Raw genomic sequence first — 18,699 nt, 5'->3', positions numbered from 1 at the left:
AAGTACAAGATGAGTATACCATTCAGTTTGAATGGTATACTTTTTTTATTTCTAGTGACTTATTTTATCTTTTTAATATATATTTTCTTAACATTGTTAAAAAAGAATTTACAAGATATCCATTAGACTTAACTGAAACATAATATCTATTTAACTTAAGTTGTTTATTATATTCTTAGATAAGTAAACGAAAGGTAAATTAAGGAGGCAAAATCTTGTATACAATTGATAGTACTAAGATATTGATAAATATGGATTTAGGAGAACTAGAAAAAATATATTCAATGATAAAAGATATATCAAGCATTTCTATAATCAAAGACCCTAACTTAGCTACAGTAATGGTAAGAGCCAATGAAAGTGTAAATAATACAACTTTTAATTTAGGAGAGATATTAGTTACAGAATGTAGCGTAAAAGTAGACGAAAGTTTAGGTTATGGAATAGTTGCAGAAAATGATGATAAGAAAGTTGTTTATTTAGCAACTATAGATGCAGTTTTACATAGCAATAACACTAAATTTGATGAGCTAAAAAATTATATAAATAAAAGTGTATATGAAGAGAACTTGAGATATGAGCAAGAGATTATTGATGAGTTTAGCTTAATTAATAAAACAAAAGTTCAATTCAATACTATGGATTAAATAGGAGGAGAGTCATGGTAAATTATACACAAGAAATATATAGAAAACTGCTAGATAGTGCTTCATTTCCTGGGAAATTAAATAATATAGATAATATAAATATAGAAAATAATACAAAACTATCAAATGGAGCAATTGGTATAGCAATTACTCTATTAGACCAAGAAGTTACCTTCTATGTAGAGAATCATACACAAGAAGATATAAAAAATATAAGAGCACTTACAATGTCAAATCAAGCAGATTATAAAAGGTCAGATTATATATTTTTAGATACTAATTCAGAAATAGATATACTAGAAGTTAGAATAGGTTCTTTTGAATATCCTGATGAGAGTGCTACCATAATACATCAAGTAAATGATTTATCAATAGATTATCAAACTAAGTATATAAAGCTTGATTTAAGTGGTCCTGGTATAAAATCTAAAAATAGTCTCTATTTACATGGCATTAAAAAAGAATTTCTAGAGAGGTTGTCTACTATAAATAAAGATTATCCAATAGGAGTAGATTTAATTTTAGTAGATAAAAAGGGAGAACTTGCTTTTATACCAAGGTCATCAAAATTAAGTTGGGAGGTACTATAACAATGGCTTATGTAGCAGTTAAAGGTGGAGAAGAAGCTATATTACAGGCTAAAAATATACTTGAATTTTATAGAGTAAAAGGAGAGAGTTTACCTATAGATGTAAAGCAGATTAAGGAACAGATGTCTTATGCTGTAGACAAAGTAATGTCTGAAGGAAGTTTATACAATAAAGAATTATCTGCCTTAGCTATAAAACAAGCTCAAGGTGATATATTAGAAGCATCTTTTTATATAAGAGCTTTAAGGTCAACAATGCCTAGAGTTACATATTCACAACCTATAAACACAGAAGAAATGAGAATAAAGAGAAGAATATCAGCTACATTTAAAGACATACCAGGAGGACAATACCTTGGAGCAACAAGAGATTATGAGAATAGAATACTAAATGTAGAATTATTAGAAGAAGATGAGAAAAAGAATAGAGAATTTAAAAATAATTTTATAAATGAATTAGAAAAAGTAGATGAAATCCCTAAGTTTACAAAGATATCTAATATATTTAGAGAAGAAAATTTATTGCAAGAAGAAGTGTGTTCAGATAAATCAGAGGAAGTGATAGATGATATTACAAGGAATAGTCTAAGATTTCCAGTTTCTAGGTCAGCAAAATTACAGGCTTTAACTAGAGGTGAAAGTGGAGTAGTATCAGGATTTGCTTATGCTATTGTAAGAGGGTTTGGTGATGAACATCCATATATAAGTGAACTTAGAACAGGTAATGTATCTGTAAAAATAAAACATCCAATCTATGAAGATGAGCAAATAACAATAGGTGATATGTTGGTTACTGAATGTGAAATAGTATCCAAAGCGTCACAGAATAAGACTGAAAATTCTAAAAATAATTTGGGAGATAAAAATAAGATGTCTCTAGGATATGGTCTTTGTATGGGGAACAATGAGAATAAGGCTATATCTATGGCTATACTGGATAAATCTCTAGAACCAAATAGTGAAAAACTAGCACAAGATGAAGAATTTGTATTGCTTCATATAGATGGAATAGATTCATTAGGATTTATATCTCACTTTAAACTTCCTCATTATGTAGATTTTAAAGCGGATGTAGAAAGAATAAAATAGTTTATGGAGGTAAGTTTAGGTGATATATAACTATGGTTTTTTAGACGAAAACACAAAAAAGGAAATAAGAAGAAAGATATTAAAAGCAGTATCAATACCTGGTTATCAAGTTCCTTTTGGTTCAAGAGAGTTGCCTATAGCTAAGGGATGGGGTACTGGAGGTTTACAATTAACACTATCATTAATTGGTAAAAATGATGTAGTAAAAGTAATTGACCAGGGAAGTGATGATTCTACAAATGCTTGTAATATAAGGAGTTTCGTTGCAGATGTAAGTAATGTAGAAACTACAAAAGATACGTTAGAAGCTACACTGATTCAAACAAGACATAGAATACCAGAAGAAAAACTAAAATCTAACCAAATACTAATATTTCAAGTACCAATACCAGAAACACTTAGAATAGTGGAACCTAGTGAAGTCGAAACGAGAAGAATGCATTCAGAAGAAGATTACAGTAGGATGTGGGTATATCTTTATGAAGATATAGTAAGATTTGATGATATATCAATAGCCGCTGAATACCCATGTAAAGTAAATGATAGATATTTAATGAATCCATCTCCAATACCAAGGTTTGACATAAAAAAATTAAACATGTCAGATAATTTATTCTTATTTGGAGCAGGGAGAGAAAAAAGGATATACGCAATTCCTCCATACACAAAAGTGGAACCTTTAGAATTTGAAGATTACAAATTTGAAGAGGAAAAATTTGAAGGAAAGCATTGTAGTTTATGTAAAAGTACAAATACATTTTTGGATGAAGTATACGATAGTGACACCAATGAAAAGTACTATAGTTGCTCAGATACAAGTTATTGTGAAAAAGTTAGGTTAAGAAATAACGGTGTAGATGTGACAATCGGAGGTGCTTGGAATGAGTAATATAAATAAAACGAAAAGAGTAGAAAACATAGACAAACAAGTATTAATAGGAAGAAATATCAATCTTATTTATGGAGATGGATGTGAGAAGTGTTTTGAAAGTACAGGATATGAAAGCAATAATATATGTAAATATTGTGGTTCTATAGTCGCATGTAATAATGTAAGTCTGGAACTTTATGAAGGAGAAGTCCTTGGGATTGTAGGTGAATCTGGCTCAGGAAAAAGTACATTGTTAAAGATACTGTTTTTTCAAGAACATGCAAATAGTGGAGAAGTATATATATCACATTACAATAAAGATGAAAATATATTAGAGCTTTCAGACCAGAAAAAGAGATATATAAAGAATCACTTTATGGGTATTGTGTATCAAAATCCTCATCTTGGTTTAAATTTGGACTTTAGCAGTGGTGGCAATATAGCAGAAAAATTATTAATGGCAAACTTGTATAATGTTGAAAAAATAAGAGATAGAGCCAAAGAACTTCTAATAAAAACTAATATACCTGTAGAGAGAATAGACCATAAACCAAAATATTTTAGTGGAGGAATGCAACAGAGAGTTCAAATAGCAAAAGCTCTTTCAAATAATCCTCCAATATTGTTACTAGATGAAGTTACAACAGGTTTAGATGTATCTGTACAAGCAGAAGTGTTGGATTTAATAAGAGAAATTCAAAGAGAATTAAAGATTTCTATGGTAGTTGTATCTCATGACTTTGATGTTATCAAGATGCTTGCAGATAGAACAATTGTAATGAAAAATGGAAGTGTGATTGAGTCTGGTCTTACAGACCAAATAATGGAAGACCCACAACACCCATACACTCAGCAACTTATAAATTCACTGTTATAAATATTGTTTGTAAATAAGTAAAATGGGGGCTTTAAATAAAATGAAAGAAACTATACTTAAGGTAAATAATTTTAGTAAAGATTTTGAACTACATGCATTAAACAAGACTATAAAAGCATGTAATAATATAAATTTTGAAGTTTTAAAAGGGGAGTTCTTAGGAATAATAGGTAAATCTGGAGCAGGTAAGTCAACTATATTAAAAAGTATTTATAAAACATACATACCAACAACTGGAGAAATAATATTTAACTCAGAAATATATGGAAATGTAGATTTAGCTAAAATTGGGGACAGAGAAATGATAAACCTTAGAAAAAAGGAAATAGGGTATGTATCACAGTTTTTAAAGACACTGCCACGTATAACTGCAATTGAACTAGTAGTACATTCATTAATTGAGAGCGGATTTGAAAAGATTTGTGCATATGACATGGCAAAGGATATACTAAATCAATTTGAAATAAAGGAAAATTTATGGGATGCTTATCCAAATAATTTCTCTGGTGGAGAAAAGCTAAGATTAAATCTTGCTCAAGCAATGGTTAAAAAGCCTAGACTCTTATTACTTGATGAACCAACTGCATCACTTGATAATCAATCTAAAATATATGTAAAAGAAAAAATGTTGGAACTTAAAAGTCAAGGAACTACAATGATAGGAATTTTCCATGACATAGAATTTATGGAAACTGTTATAGATAAAACCTTTACTATGGCAAAAGGGACTATGAGTGAAAGTGGGGTAGCCTAGATGATAAAACTAATTCATAATGCAAATATTGTATTAGAGGATATAATACTTGAAAATGCTCATTTAATTATAGAAGGAGATACAATAAAAAAAGTATCAAATGATAAGATTGATTATGCATTTGATTTTAATGAGATAGATGAAATAATAGATGCAAAAAACTTATATGTCATACCTGGTATTATAGATATTCATAGTGATGCCATTGAAAAGGAAATAGAGCCAAGACCAAGTACATTATTACCATTTAATATGGCATTTTATGAGCTTGATAAAAAACTACCTGCAAATGGAATAACTACAGTTTATCATTCTATATCTTTAGGAGATGGAGTAGGAGTTAGAAGTATTGATAATTCTTTAAAGATGATTGAAAATATCGATTCATATAAAAACATAGATAGTAAGAGTATAAATCATAAAGTACATTTAAGATATGAAGTATTATATCATGAAGGTTTAGATAAGGTTTCAGAATTATTGGAACAAAATAAAATAGACTATTTATCAATAATGGACCATTCTCCAGGCCAAGGTCAATATACAAATCCAGCATTTTATAGAGAGTATGCTACTAAAGTATGGGGAGTTACAGAAAATTATGTTGATACATGGCTAAATGGTTTAGTAGATTTACATGATAATTTGGATTGGAATAAAATAGCTAATGTTATAGGAAAAGCAAAAAATAAAAACATAAATATTGCTTCACATGATGATGATACGTTAGAAAAGGTAGATTTTATAAAAAATATAGGCGTCAATGTATCTGAATTTCCTATAACTCTTGAGGTTGCAAAACATTCAAAGAAGCTAGGAGTCTTAACTTGTTTAGGAGCACCTAATATTGTAAGGGGAAAATCTCATAATAACAACTTAAAAGCAATGGATGCTATATTGGAAGATTGTTGTGATATTGTTTGTTCAGATTATCTTCCATCAGCTATGATAAAATCTATGTGTATAGTTGCAGAAAAAACTAACAATTTAAATAAAGCAGTCAATTTATTTACTTCAAATCCAGCTAAAGCAGTAGGCATATATGATGAAAGAGGTAGCATAAAAGAAAATAAAAAAGCCGATTTAGTCTTGTTAGATATTGATAGTGAGTATCCAAAGATTGTAAATACTATTGTAAATGGAAATACAGTTTATAAAAGGGAGGTATAAATATTGTTAACGGATTTACATTGTCATACAAGTATATCAGATAATAATTTAACTACAGAAGAAATAATAAAAAAAGCATCAGAAAAGAATATAAATGTACTAGCAATAACAAATCATGATACTTTATCTGGATTAGATGAAGCTCTTGTACTTGGAGAACATTATGGAGTGACAATAATACCAGGGATAGAAATCTCAGCTTATGATTATAAAAATAGAAAAAGAGTTCATATTCTAGGGTATAACATAGATTTAGACAGTCAAGAAATAAAAAACTTATGTAATCCAATGGTATGTGATAGACATAAAGCATCTGTTAAGATGGTAAATAAAATTATGGATTTAGGGTACAAAATATCGCTAGAAGATGTAAAGAAATACTCATCAAGGACTGGAATATTTAAACAGCATATAATGAAAGCTCTCATAGATAAAGGATATACAGATAATATATATTCTAGTCTATATAAAGAATTGTTTCATAGAGGAAATGGCAAGGCATATGTATCCTTAAAGTATGTGGATTATAGAGATGCAATAAAAGCTATAAAGAGTTCTGGTGGAATTTGTGTATTAGCTCATCCTGGTCAAATGGATAATTTCAGTGCTATTGAAGATATGGTAAAAGTAGGATTAGATGGTATAGAAGTATATCATCCTTCGCACAATAAAGAATTAGAAAAAGAATCACTTTTTTATGCTAAGAAGTACAACTTGGTAATTACAGGAGGTTCAGATTACCATGGAGATTATTCTCAGCATAACTATGAACTTGGAAGCAAGAGCTTAAATAGAGAAGACTTATTTAAGTTTAGGTTGGCTTTAGGAGGGGTTTTATAAATGTCTTTTTTACAAGTAAAAAATATAAGTAAAAGTTATGGACAAGTCAAAGTGTTAAAAGATATATCTATTGATATTGAAAAAGGAGAGTTTATCTGTTTATTAGGTCCAAGTGGTTGTGGTAAAAGTACATTGCTTAGAATAATTGCAGGTCTTGAGGATAAGCATGATGGAAAAATAATAATAAATGATAAGGATATGACTAATTCGCCACCTGAAAGTAGAAATTTTGGTATAGTTTTTCAGTCATATGCACTATTTCCAAACATGAATGTTTACAAAAATATAGCTTTTGGATTAGAAAATAAAAATATAAGTAAATCTAACATCGATAAGAAGGTTAAAGAAGTGCTAGAAGTTGTAGAATTGAGTGGATACGAGAAAAAATATCCATCACAATTATCTGGAGGACAGCAACAAAGAGTAGCATTAGCTCGTGCAATTGCTTTAGAACCAGACTTTTTACTTCTTGATGAACCGTTATCTGCATTAGATGCAAAAGTAAGATTGAAACTAAGAGAGCAGATTAGAAGTCTACATAGAAAGCTAGGAATCACAACTATAATGGTAACTCATGACCAAGAAGAAGCGCTTTGTTTGGCTGACAAAATGGTGGTTATGAATAGTGGAGAAATAATACAGGTTGGAACACCAAAAGAAGTGTATAAAAATCCTAACACACCTTTTGTAGCTGATTTTATAGGAACAATAAATTTTATAGATGATGGTATTAATAAAATAGCTATTAGACCAGAAGATATAAAAGTAGAGTTTAATAAGGACTCTAAAGATAAGGATGTAAGAATTGGTGAGATTTTGGATATTGAATTTAGAGGCTTTAATTATAGAATTACAGTTGAGTACTGTTCTAAGCAAATGAAGTTAGATGTAGTTTCAAAAGTTGCTGAACAGATGAAACTATGTATAGGTTCTAAAATAAGCTTTAAGATACCTAAAGAAGGAATCGTAGAGTATAAATCAGAGGGATGTGCTTAATAGCTAGAGGTGAATAAATGATAACAGTAAAAAACAAAAGAAGAATAGGTGATAGCACGATACAAAAATGTTTTTTAGTTTTTTCAGTAGTTTTACTAATAATATTTATATTGTTTCCATTAGTATCATTATTAAAAAATGCATTCTTAGATACAAATGGAAATTTTATAGGATTTTCAAACTTTAGTAAGTATATTGAAAACCCAAGTCTTATAGCATCATTTAAAAACTCAATTTTTGTATCTACAGTTTCATCTTTAATATCATTATGTTTAGCATTTATATATTCGTATGCAATAACGAGAACAAATATAAAGTTTAAGAACTTTTTTAAAACAATGGGGATGTTTCCACTTTTTGCACCAACCATGTTATATGGTATCTCACTTATATACCTTTTTGGAAATAAAGGAATCTTTACCGCAATGGGGTTTGAAGTTCAATTATATGGTCCATTAGGAATAATCATTTCTCAGATACTATTTACATTTCCACAAGCATTCTTAATATTATCTGTTGCACTCTCAATGGCAGATTATAGACTTTATGAAGCGGCGGATAGCTTGGGGGCTAGTGAATTTAAGAAATTCTGTAAAATTACAATTCCAGGTATAAAGTACTCGCTAGTGAGTTCATTCTTTGTATCTTTTATACTTGCATTTACAGATTTTGGGGCAGCAAAGGTAGTTGGAGGAAACTATAATGTGTTGGCTACTGACATATATAAACAAGTAGTAGGACAATTTAACATACCAATGGGGGCAACTGTTTCTATGGTAATGTTGATTCCTGTATTGATAGCTTTTACATTAGACAAGATGGCAAGTAAAAAGCAAGGAATGACTATAACTGCAAAATCTATGCCATATAAAATTAAGGAAAACAAGCTTAGAGATAGAATGTTTTTAATAGCATGTAGTTTTATAACTTTATTAATCTTTATTTTGATATTCGTTTCAGTTGTAGGTTCAGTTATAAAGCTATGGCCATATAATTTAAGTTTTACAATGGAACATTATGCATTTAAAGGTATCTTGGGAAGTGGGATAAAAACCTATTTAAGTAGTTTAAAAATATCAACATTGACAGCAATATTTGGAACTATATTTGTATTTTTTAGTGCATATATGATAGAAAAGGTAGATAAATTTCCTAAATTAAGACAAACTGCTTACTTTTTATCGATGATACCTATGGCATTGCCTGGATTAGTTTTGGGTATATCATACATAACTTTTTTTAACTCATCAAATAACCCATTAAACTTTCTGTATGGAAGTACAGCAATACTAGTAATAGTAAATATAGTTCATTTTTATTCAGTATGTTTTATAACTTCAAATTCATCTTTAAAGATGTTGGATAAAGAATATGAATTAGTTGCAAAATCTATAAATATACCATTTTATAAAGTGTTTTTTAACATAACAGTTCCAATGTCTATAACATCAATACTTGAAATAGTAGTATATTATTTTGTAAATTCAATGGTTACTGTTTCAGCATTAATATTTTTATATACTCCTCAAACTCAGACTGCATCAATATCAATACTAAAGTTAGATGAGATAGGATATATAGGACCATCGGCTGCTATGGCAGTATTAGTGCTTTTAACAAATATAGTAGTAAGGCTTTTGTACGAATTTGTCACAAAGAAGTTGAAAAATAACACACAAAAATGGCAACAAAAAGATGTTGCTTAGGGGAGGTAAAAATGAAATTTAAGAAGCTAGTTTCTTTAGGAGTATTATCAACACTTTTATTGAGTGTAATAACTGGGTGTAGTACTGCCTCATCAGGTTCAGATTCAAAGACTGATAGTAAGACAAAAGGGGATTTAACAGTTTATACAGCAATTGAAGAGGATAGTATAGAACCATATCTGGCAACATTTAAAAAACAATATCCAGATATAAAATTAAATATCGTTAGAGCATCAACAGGAGATATAACAGCTAGACTACTTGCTGAAAAAGATAATCCTCAAGCAGATGTTGTATGGGGAGTTGCAGCTACAAGCTTGTTAGTTGCAGATGACCAAGGAATGTTAGAGCCATATGCTCCAAAAGGCTCTGAGGAAATAGAGTCTGCTTTTAAGGATGATAAGGAAGTTCCTTCTTGGGTTGGAATAGATGCCTGGATGACAGGTATAACAGTAAATACTAAAGAATTAAAAGATAAAAATATACCAGTTCCTAGTTCTTATGAAGATTTAACAAAACCAGAGTATAAAGGGCTTATATCTATGCCTAATCCATCTTCTTCTGGTACAGGATATTTAACAGTATCAGCGCTTATACAAATTATGGGAGAAGAAAAAGCATGGGAATATATGGATAAATTGCATGAAAATATTGGTGTATATACTCAATCTGGTTCAGCTCCAGCTACATCAGCAGCTTCTGGAGAATACCCTATAGGTATATCTTTTGGATATAGAGGTATAAAACTAAAAGAGGAAGGCTATCCAGTAGAAGTTGTATTTCCAAAAGAAGGTTCTGGATGGGATATAGAAGCAAATGCGCTTGTAAAAAAAGATGATATAAAAGAAGCTTCAAAAGTATTTTTGGATTGGGCGATAAGTAAGGATGCAATGAATGAATACTCTAAGAATTATGCTGTTACTACAGTTTCTACAGGAAATCCAATTCCAGAAGGATTCCCCAAAAAGCCATTAGAACAAATGATAGATAATGATTTAAAATCAGCAGCAAAAAATAGAGAAACTATATTAAATAAATGGATATCAAAATATGATGGAAAAACAGAAAAAGAGAGTTAAACTTATAGTAAATTAACTTAAAATAAAGTATACCAAAATAAAATGATAATTTACAAATATAAAAAGGTGAATTCCAATAGATGGAATTCACTTTTTTATATATAAATATCCTATTGACAGAAGGATATAATGAATATTAAGAAAATATATTTACAGATTGAATATGCAGAAGAATATCTTTAATCATATTTGGAAATAAGGTTATAAAAAACAAAGTCTATATTAATCTAATAAAATAATTTTTTAATAAGATATGTTTTCAAATAAAAATAAATAGTTTAGTACCTTGATTAAATCAAATAAAAACTTTAAAATAAAGAGATGTAAAGAAAAACTAAAAATGAATAAAAGGTGAATTTATATGATAAAAGAAATAATCGTAGTAGAGGGTAGAGATGATGTTACAGCAGTTAAGAGAGCAATAGATGCAGAACTTATAACTACAGGTGGATTTGGATTTCCAAAAGGTGTAATGGAGCGTATAAAATCTGCTAATGAGAGACGTGGTGTTATAATATTTACAGACCCAGACTTTGCAGGTGAAAAAATAAGAAAAAAAATAGCATCAGAAGTTCCAGGATGTAAACATGCATTTCTACCAAGAGAAGAAGCTAAAAAAGATGGAGATATAGGTATTGAAAATGCTACTCCTAAAAGTATAATAGCTGCTTTAAATAAAGTCAGAACTGAAAATACAGAAAAAAGAAATGAATTTAAACAAGTTGATTTAATTAGAAATGGTCTTATAGGCAATGAAGATGCATCACTTAGAAGAGATACACTTGGCAAAATACTTGGAATTGGATATGGAAACGCGAAACAATTTTTAAATAGATTGAATAATTATGGAGTTGAAAGAGAAGAATTTATAGATGCATTAAAACAGCTCTAAGTGTAATATTTAGTATGTGAAAAATATTATATAAAATGGATGTAAAATCACAGGTTAATTTAAGATAAAATATTTCTAATAAATACTTTATTTTAAATACATACGAATATGTATAATTAAAAAAATTAAATCTTAAAATAAGTCAAAAGGAGTAAATAATGGATAGACTATCTTCACATAGTGCAACAAAAGAAGTAGTACAAAAATATAATTTTAAATTTTCAAAGTCTCTAGGTCAGAATTTTTTGATAGATAGTAATATAATTGATAAAATACTGGTTGGAGCTAGAATTAAAGAAGGCGATAATATAATAGAAGTGGGGCCTGGTATAGGTACACTTACTCGTGAAATGGGTAAAGTAGCACAAAAAGTAGTAGCTATAGAAATTGACAGGAATTTAATCCCTATACTGAAAGACACATTGTCAGATTTAGATAACACAGAAGTAGTAAACAAAGATATATTAAAAGTAGATATACAAGAACTAATAAAAGAAAAATTAAATGGTGGGCCAGTTAAGCTTGTGGCAAACCTCCCATACTATATAACTACCCCAATAGTTATGAAATTTCTAGAAGAAGATATACCTGTAACAGATATAGTGGTCATGGTTCAAAAAGAAGTTGCAGATAGAATGAATGCTATACCAAGCACTAAAGATTATGGAGCATTATCTATAGCTGTTCAATATTATTGTGAAACAGAGATTGTAGCAAAAGCTCCAAGACATATGTTTATACCACAACCAAATGTAGATTCTACAGTTATAGGTCTACATGTAAGAGCTGAAAAAAAATATGATGTTCATAATGAAGAACTATTTTTTAAAACAGTAAAAGCATCTTTTGGACAAAGAAGAAAAACTCTTCTCAATTCGTTGGGAGGACTTGGTTTTCTTAATAAAGATGAAATAAGAGAAATATTAAAAGAAGCTAATATAGACGAAAAAAGAAGGGGCGAAACTCTTAGTATAGAAGAGTTTGCAGTTCTTTCAAATATAATAAATACAAAAGTATCTTCTAAATAGAAGGTACTTTTTTTTATTTTATCAACATATATTGTTTAGAGAAACTGTGTTAAGGGGGGATTGCAGTGGGTTCTAAAAGAAAGTTTAAAAGAGACTATATAATACTAGAAGCTAAAGACATAAACTTTAGATACAAAGAACGAGTACTGCCAAAAGCTTTTGCAAAAGTTGAAGTAAATGATGAAAAAGCAATTATTGCATTATATGTAGAAAATCTAAAATATGTTAAAGATGGGTATAAAGCAGTAGCAATAAAAGGTGACCATGGATTGATAGACTTGGGAAATATAATTTTAAATGAACAAGGAAGAGGTGAATTTGTTTTAGATTTAGAAGATTACGATGATGAGATAAAAGGTATTGCGTTATTGTATGAAAGAAACATACCTTTAATTGGATTTAAAGGAAATAAGATTGAAAATTATGAGGACATATTATTCCAAGAGATAGAAGAAGAGTATGAAGAAGAATATGAAGAAGAATATGAAGAAGAATATGAAGAATTGGAAGAAGACGAAGAATATGAAGAGTCAGACGCTGAGGAAGAGAGTGATAGAGAAGAAGGGAATGACGATGAAGAATATATTATAGAAGAATATGATGAAGATGAGTATGAAGATTATTGGGAAGATGATGAAGACGTTGAAGAGGGAGAGTTAAAAGCAAGAACGGATATAGAAGATTCTAGTGATGAGGAAATAGAAGAATTTAATAACTATAAGGAAATAGAAAATTATAATAAGGTTAAAGCACAAGAAGAATATAGAGATATGGAGTATGATGAGGAATATGACGAAGATGATGAAGAAGATTTTGAAATAAGTAGAGAAGAAGAAGCTATCGTTTCTTCAAAACCTACTAAATCAAAGAAAGCTCAAAAAGAGTTAAATAATATTGAAAAAATAAAAAGAGCTAATGGAATAAGTCAAGGAGATAGTGGAAATAAACAAGCTGGAACATTACTTATGCCTAGACAAATAAAGAAAGGTTTGAAACTTTTTAGAGAAGTAAAACCTTTTGCGACAGATTATATAGATAAGACAAGATGGTGGAAAATAGAGATAAACCCTACAACTCTATGTGGATATACAATGCCACATTTAGGATATTTAAATGTGTTGAATTATACGATGTATAGTGATGCAGTATTAAATTCATATAAATATAGACATTACTTATTTGGAGTTCAATATGATGAATATAATAAAAGAAAACATTATATATATGCTATTCCGGGAAATAGAAGTGAACAGCCAGACAATGGAAGTACAGGATTCTTAAGATACCAAGCTTGTGACAATAGAACAAATAGTTTAGGATACTGGTTATGTTTTATAGATTCTAGACAAAGAAATATAGTCAGATAGAAATAATGAAAATGCAAGAATTTAGCTTTAACTTTCATTTTACTAAAATAAATTAATGAAAGTAATATAAAAACTTAAAAACTATTGATAATATTTAAATATTACACTACAATATATGTTGAAATACCTATTATATTATGGAGGAAAATTATGATAAACGAGCAAAGAATTTTAAACGAGTTCCTTGAATTAATACAGATAGACAGTTTATCTTTAAAAGAGGGGAATGTTGCTAAAGTATTAGTTAAAAAATTAGAAGAAATAGGTTGTTCAGTTGCAGTAGATAATGCTGGTGAAAAAACAAATGGAGAAACTGGCAATATAATAGCTACATTAAAAGGAAACAAAGAAGGTAAGAAAATATTATTTAGTTCACATATGGACACAGTAACTCCAGGTATAGGAGTAAAACCTATAGTGGATGAAGCAAATGGAATAATAAAAAGTGATGGTACTACAATATTAGGTTCTGATGATAAAGCAGGTATAGCAGCTATATTAGAAGGCCTAAGATATATAAAGGAAAATAACATAGAACATACTGATATACAAGTTGTATTCTCTATATGTGAAGAATGTGGATTAGTTGGTGCTAAAAATTTAGACTATGGAAAAATAGATTCTAAATATGCTTTTGTATTAGATAGTGGAGGTTCTCCTGGAGAAATAATAGTAAAAGCTCCTGCACAAGATGTAATAAATGTTAAGATATTAGGAAAGACTGCTCATGCAGGTCTTGAGCCTGAAGCTGGTATAAGTGCTATAATGGTAGCAGCTAGAGCAATAGAAAATATGAATTTACTTAGAATAGATGAAGAAACAACTGCTAACATAGGAATTATAAACGGCGGAACAGCTACAAACATAGTAACAGGTGAAGTTAATATAGTTGCAGAAGCTAGAAGTTTAAAAGAAGATAAATTGGATGTTCAAACTAAACATATGGTAGATACTTTTGAAAAAGCTGCCAAAGATTTTGGAGCTCAAATTGAAATAGATGTAAACAGAGCATATACTCCAATTGATGTTAGTGAGGATTCTGAAATAATAAAACTTGCAAAGAAAGCTTTTTCAAACTTAGGTATAGAAGGTCATACTGAATCTACAGGAGGAGGTAGTGATACAAATATATTAAGTAAAAATGGTATCGAAGCTATAACTTTAGGAATAGGTATGAAAAATGCTCATACATTAAGCGAACATATAGCTATAAAAGATTTATATGATTCTGCTAAAATGGTAGTAGAGATAATAAAAGAAGCATAAATTTAAATAATAGTGTATAATATATATCGCCTAGCTTAAGCTAGGTGATTTTTCATTTTATAGAAGATTGATAATCTCTATTGAAAGTAAAGAGTATACATTTGCATGTAATAGTAAGTTTAATTTATATCCAGATGTATGTTTTTGATATAATATTAGAGTCGTTTTAGGAGGAGGAATAAAAGTGGAAACAAGGTATGAGGAAGCAAATAAAATAACTATACAATCAATACTTTGGAATATAGCATTAACAATAATTAAGATGATAGCTGGGGTTATTGGTAACTCTAGTGCAATGATTGCAGATGGTTTACATTCAGCATCAGATATCATAAGTTCGATAGGAGTATTAATAGGTAATTATGTATCTTCTAGACCAGGAGATAGAGAACATAATTATGGGCATGAGAAAGCAGAAACATTGGTATCATTCGTATTATCAATATTACTTATATTTGTTTCTATAACAATAGGTATAGAGGCAATTAAATCTTTATTTAACTTAGATGCACTAAGTGTTCCATCAATATTACCATTAGTTGTATCAGTTATTTCAATCTTGATAAAAGAGTATCAATATAGAATAACAATAAAAGTTGCTAAAAAGATAAATTCTCCAGCCTTAAAAGCTGATGCTTGGCATCATAGGTCAGATGCATTATCTTCAGTAGCTGCTTTTATAGGGATAGGAGGTTCTATTTTAGGTTTTAAGCCTTTAGACCCAATTGCATCAGTTGTAGTGGCTATATTTGTAGCTAAGGTAGGAATAGATATACTTATAAGTTCTGTTAATGAATTGATGGATGTTTCAGTTGATGAAGAAGAAATAAAAGAATTAAACTATATTGTAGCAGATACAGAAGGCGTTAAGAATCTAGGAGATATAAAGACTAGAAAACATGGAGCTATGGCATATGTAGATTTGACTATATGTGTTGATGAAAACTTGACAGTTAAGCAAGGTCATGACATTGCTACTAAACTTGAAAAACATATAATAAAACACATGGAATTTGTAAAAGGTATAACGGTTCACGTTGAACCATGTACTAATTGTCAAGGAAATAAGTGTAATAAATAATTAAACCTTAAAAAAAAGTGTAAAAAGTTATATAATTGTTTTATGATTATAAACTCTAGGGGTGGTTAAATGAGTAAGAAAAGAAAACTAAAGAAAAAAGCTGCGATATTAATAGGAGTGGTTGTTTTCTTTATAATATACTTTATATCCTTCAAAATAGGATTGAATATGGAAAAGGATAAAAGTGAAGTTCCAAAAAAAGTAGAAAGAGAAGAAGAAGATACTCGGTCTTTAATGACTCAAATAAAAGAGAAGAAGAAGATTTATATATCAGATAAGAATATAGAAAACATAAAAATTGAAGAAGATATGTGGGATGAGATAAAGTTCTTTTTCTCAGATTTTAAGAAAGTAAGAAATACCACATCTTCTTATGAAGCAGTTTACGAAGGTTATTCTGATGATGGTGTTAAGTTTTCTACAGACCTTAACTTTTTTAGAGTATATACTGTAAACAAAGAAGAGTATTATAAAGTTCCAGTTGATTCTAAGAGTGCTTTTAAGAAGCTTTTAGATGAAAGTATATATACTTCATTTGACCTCTTAAGTCACTATAAAGATTGGAAAGAAGTGACTATATCTCATGGAAAAGAAATTAAAAAAGTTCATAGATGGAAGTTCGATGATTTAGCACATAAGATGATTTCAAAGAGGGTTGTAGGGAAAGTTCAGCCTGAGAAAAGTAAGGAAAGAAGTGAATATAACTTTACTATAGACATAAAAGGTGATGATTTTGCTGTAAAAGTTGAAACAATGGGAAAAGATTATGTGAAAGTCACTTCTAAAAAAACTGTATCTTACTATGAGGTTCATACAAGTTTGTTCGATTACCTTAAAAACGAGATATTTGAAATTGGAAAGAAATAAGATTTTAAGAAGGCTATCAAATGAGATATTTGATAGCCTAAATTACTTTTTATATATTATTTTTCAACCAACAAGTCTGCAACTTTATAAATTGGACCAGCACCAGCAGTTATTACTAAATCATTATCATTAACATTTTCACGTAAATATTTTACTATATCTTCAAATTCTTTTATGTAGATAGCATCTACATTGTTTTGATATAACTTTTCAACTAAGTCTTTAGAATGTATGTCTCCTGGGTCATTTTCTCTAGCAGCATATATATCTGTTATTATAACTTTATCAGCTGCATAGAATGCTTCTGAGAATTCACCTAAAAGAGATTTTGTTCTAGTATAAGTATGTGGCTGGAAGATACACCATAAAGTGGATTTTTTTAATTTTTTAGCAGCAGCTAAAGTAGCTTTTAATTCAGTTGGATGATGTGCATAATCATCTATTACTAAAGCATTTTTATAATATCCTTTAGTCTCAAATCTTCTTCCTACGCCTTTATAAATCTTTATATTTTTTCTTATAGTCTCTAAATCAATACCAGAAACAAGAGCTGCCATTATAGCAGAAGATGCGTTGTATATATTATGAAGACCATATACAGAAAGTTCAAATTCTCCTAGGTCTCTTCCTTGATATTCTATTTTAAATATTCCATGACCACCATTGTCAAAGTGAATATCTTTTATTACAGCATCATTATCAGAGTCTCTACCGTATTTTATAATAGTAGCCTTAACATCGTACAATATGTCATCAACATTCTCATCATCACCATTTATTATGAAATAGCCATCTGGAGGTAATAGCTTACCAAATTTGTTAAAAGAAGCCTTGATTTCATCTATACCAGAGAAATAATCAAGATGGTCTTCCTCAACATTTAAGACTATAGATATTTTAGGGTTAAAATTAAGGAAGCTATCTACATATTCACATGCTTCAGTTATAAAGTGGTCAGAATTACCTATCTTAACATTACCACCTATCATACTTAAGTTACCACCAACTAGTATAGTTGGGTCTAAATCTGCATATTCAAAGATTGTAGATAACATAGATGTTGTAGAAGTCTTTCCATGTGTTCCAGAAACTGCTATAGAGTTCTTATATTCCCTCATGATTTGGCCTAAAAAAGTAGCCCTGTTCATTACTAATTTATTTTTTTCTTTAGCAGCTATAAGTTCTTCATTGTCTGGATGAACTGCTGCTGTATAAACAACCATATTTACATTATCTGATATGTTCTCTTTTTTCTGACCGATATAGATAGTTGCCCCTTGGTCTCTAAGTTTGTCTAATAGGTATGATTCGTTTGAATCCGAACCTGAAACTTGGTAACCTTTATTGATACATATTTCAGCTAATGCACTCATGCTGATACCACCAATTCCTATAAAGTGTATATTCATAATAAAACCACCTTTCTTTTTAATTAAGTCCTACAATATGAACTATTTTTGTGGTATAATAATATAATGTTCAATATTTTATAATTAATATGCATATAATATTATATGTATTTTATTTTTGAATATAATAAAACATAAGTAATATTATACCACAATAAGAATTGTTATGCA

The 18,699-nt window shown here is 29.3% G+C and carries 18 protein-coding genes; 17 read left to right on the top strand and 1 reads right to left on the bottom strand.

The window, feature by feature from the left end:
- Positions 1-215: 215 nt before the first annotated feature.
- The 17 genes from phnG (at position 216) to ACTG46_RS18595 (ending at position 17,119) form a co-directional block, all read left to right on the top strand.
- Entirely contained in the window at positions 216-647 is a 432-nt protein-coding gene (gene phnG, locus ACTG46_RS18675; RefSeq protein WP_054271970.1) for a phosphonate C-P lyase system protein PhnG, read from the top strand.
- A gap of 14 nt (positions 648-661) precedes the next feature.
- A complete protein-coding gene (phnH, locus tag ACTG46_RS18670; RefSeq protein WP_054271969.1) occupies positions 662-1,237 on the top strand; it encodes a phosphonate C-P lyase system protein PhnH in 576 nt (191 codons plus the stop codon).
- 2 nt (positions 1,238-1,239) lie between these two features.
- Positions 1,240-2,325: a carbon-phosphorus lyase complex subunit PhnI gene (locus tag ACTG46_RS18665; RefSeq protein WP_054271968.1), complete on the top strand. Its 1,086-nt coding sequence runs from the start codon at positions 1,240-1,242 to the stop codon at positions 2,323-2,325.
- Positions 2,326-2,344: 19 nt separating this feature from the next.
- Entirely contained in the window at positions 2,345-3,214 is an 870-nt protein-coding gene (locus ACTG46_RS18660) for an alpha-D-ribose 1-methylphosphonate 5-phosphate C-P-lyase PhnJ (RefSeq protein WP_243194192.1), read from the top strand.
- Positions 3,207-4,073 carry an ATP-binding cassette domain-containing protein gene (locus ACTG46_RS18655; protein ID WP_054271966.1) on the top strand — a complete coding sequence of 289 codons (867 nt, stop codon included), beginning with the start codon at positions 3,207-3,209 and terminating at the stop codon, positions 4,071-4,073. Before ACTG46_RS18660 ends, ACTG46_RS18655 begins: the two co-directional genes overlap by 8 nt.
- 40 nt (positions 4,074-4,113) lie before the next feature.
- Positions 4,114-4,827, top strand: a complete 714-nt coding sequence (locus ACTG46_RS18650; RefSeq protein WP_054271965.1) for a phosphonate C-P lyase system protein PhnL — start codon at positions 4,114-4,116, stop codon at positions 4,825-4,827.
- A complete protein-coding gene (locus ACTG46_RS18645) occupies positions 4,828-5,997 on the top strand; it encodes an alpha-D-ribose 1-methylphosphonate 5-triphosphate diphosphatase (RefSeq protein WP_054271964.1) in 1,170 nt (389 codons plus the stop codon).
- 3 nt (positions 5,998-6,000) lie between these two features.
- A complete protein-coding gene (locus tag ACTG46_RS18640) occupies positions 6,001-6,837 on the top strand; it encodes a PHP domain-containing protein (RefSeq protein WP_054271963.1) in 837 nt (278 codons plus the stop codon).
- Positions 6,838-7,833 carry an ATP-binding cassette domain-containing protein gene (locus tag ACTG46_RS18635; protein ID WP_219673894.1) on the top strand — a complete coding sequence of 332 codons (996 nt, stop codon included), beginning with the start codon at positions 6,838-6,840 and terminating at the stop codon, positions 7,831-7,833.
- Positions 7,834-7,850: 17 nt separating this feature from the next.
- Complete coding sequence (locus ACTG46_RS18630) at positions 7,851-9,539, top strand: putative 2-aminoethylphosphonate ABC transporter permease subunit (RefSeq protein WP_054271961.1); 1,689 nt, start codon at positions 7,851-7,853, stop codon at positions 9,537-9,539.
- Positions 9,540-9,550: 11 nt separating this feature from the next.
- Entirely contained in the window at positions 9,551-10,618 is a 1,068-nt protein-coding gene (locus ACTG46_RS18625) for a putative 2-aminoethylphosphonate ABC transporter substrate-binding protein (protein WP_231301273.1), read from the top strand.
- 361 nt (positions 10,619-10,979) lie between these two features.
- Positions 10,980-11,510: a ribonuclease M5 gene (gene rnmV, locus ACTG46_RS18620; protein ID WP_054271959.1), complete on the top strand. Its 531-nt coding sequence runs from the start codon at positions 10,980-10,982 to the stop codon at positions 11,508-11,510.
- A 158-nt stretch (positions 11,511-11,668) separates the two neighbouring features.
- The gene (rsmA, locus tag ACTG46_RS18615; protein WP_054277755.1) at positions 11,669-12,538 is read left to right on the top strand and encodes a 16S rRNA (adenine(1518)-N(6)/adenine(1519)-N(6))-dimethyltransferase RsmA; all 870 of its coding nucleotides are present in this window, start codon (positions 11,669-11,671) and stop codon (positions 12,536-12,538) included.
- A 65-nt stretch (positions 12,539-12,603) separates the two neighbouring features.
- Positions 12,604-13,905, top strand: coding sequence for a hypothetical protein (locus tag ACTG46_RS18610; RefSeq protein ID WP_479923380.1), 1,302 nt, complete (start codon positions 12,604-12,606; stop codon positions 13,903-13,905).
- Positions 13,906-14,055: 150 nt separating this feature from the next.
- Positions 14,056-15,171: a M20/M25/M40 family metallo-hydrolase gene (locus ACTG46_RS18605; protein ID WP_054277753.1), complete on the top strand. Its 1,116-nt coding sequence runs from the start codon at positions 14,056-14,058 to the stop codon at positions 15,169-15,171.
- Positions 15,172-15,355: 184 nt separating this feature from the next.
- Positions 15,356-16,252 (top strand): cation diffusion facilitator family transporter, encoded by an 897-nt coding sequence (locus ACTG46_RS18600; protein ID WP_054271955.1) that lies wholly within the window; start codon positions 15,356-15,358, stop codon positions 16,250-16,252.
- A gap of 69 nt (positions 16,253-16,321) precedes the next feature.
- A complete protein-coding gene (locus ACTG46_RS18595) occupies positions 16,322-17,119 on the top strand; it encodes a hypothetical protein (RefSeq protein ID WP_074180078.1) in 798 nt (265 codons plus the stop codon).
- A 56-nt stretch (positions 17,120-17,175) separates the two neighbouring features.
- Here the strand turns inward: ACTG46_RS18595 and murC are convergent, their stop codons facing one another.
- A complete protein-coding gene (murC, locus tag ACTG46_RS18590; protein WP_054271953.1) occupies positions 17,176-18,528 on the bottom strand; it encodes a UDP-N-acetylmuramate--L-alanine ligase in 1,353 nt (450 codons plus the stop codon).
- Positions 18,529-18,699 lie beyond the last annotated feature (171 nt).

This window comes from Clostridioides sp. LIBA-7678 (assembly GCF_056716065.1).
Note: the sequence above shows the minus strand (reverse complement) of the source record. Positions and strands in the feature narration are given on the sequence as shown.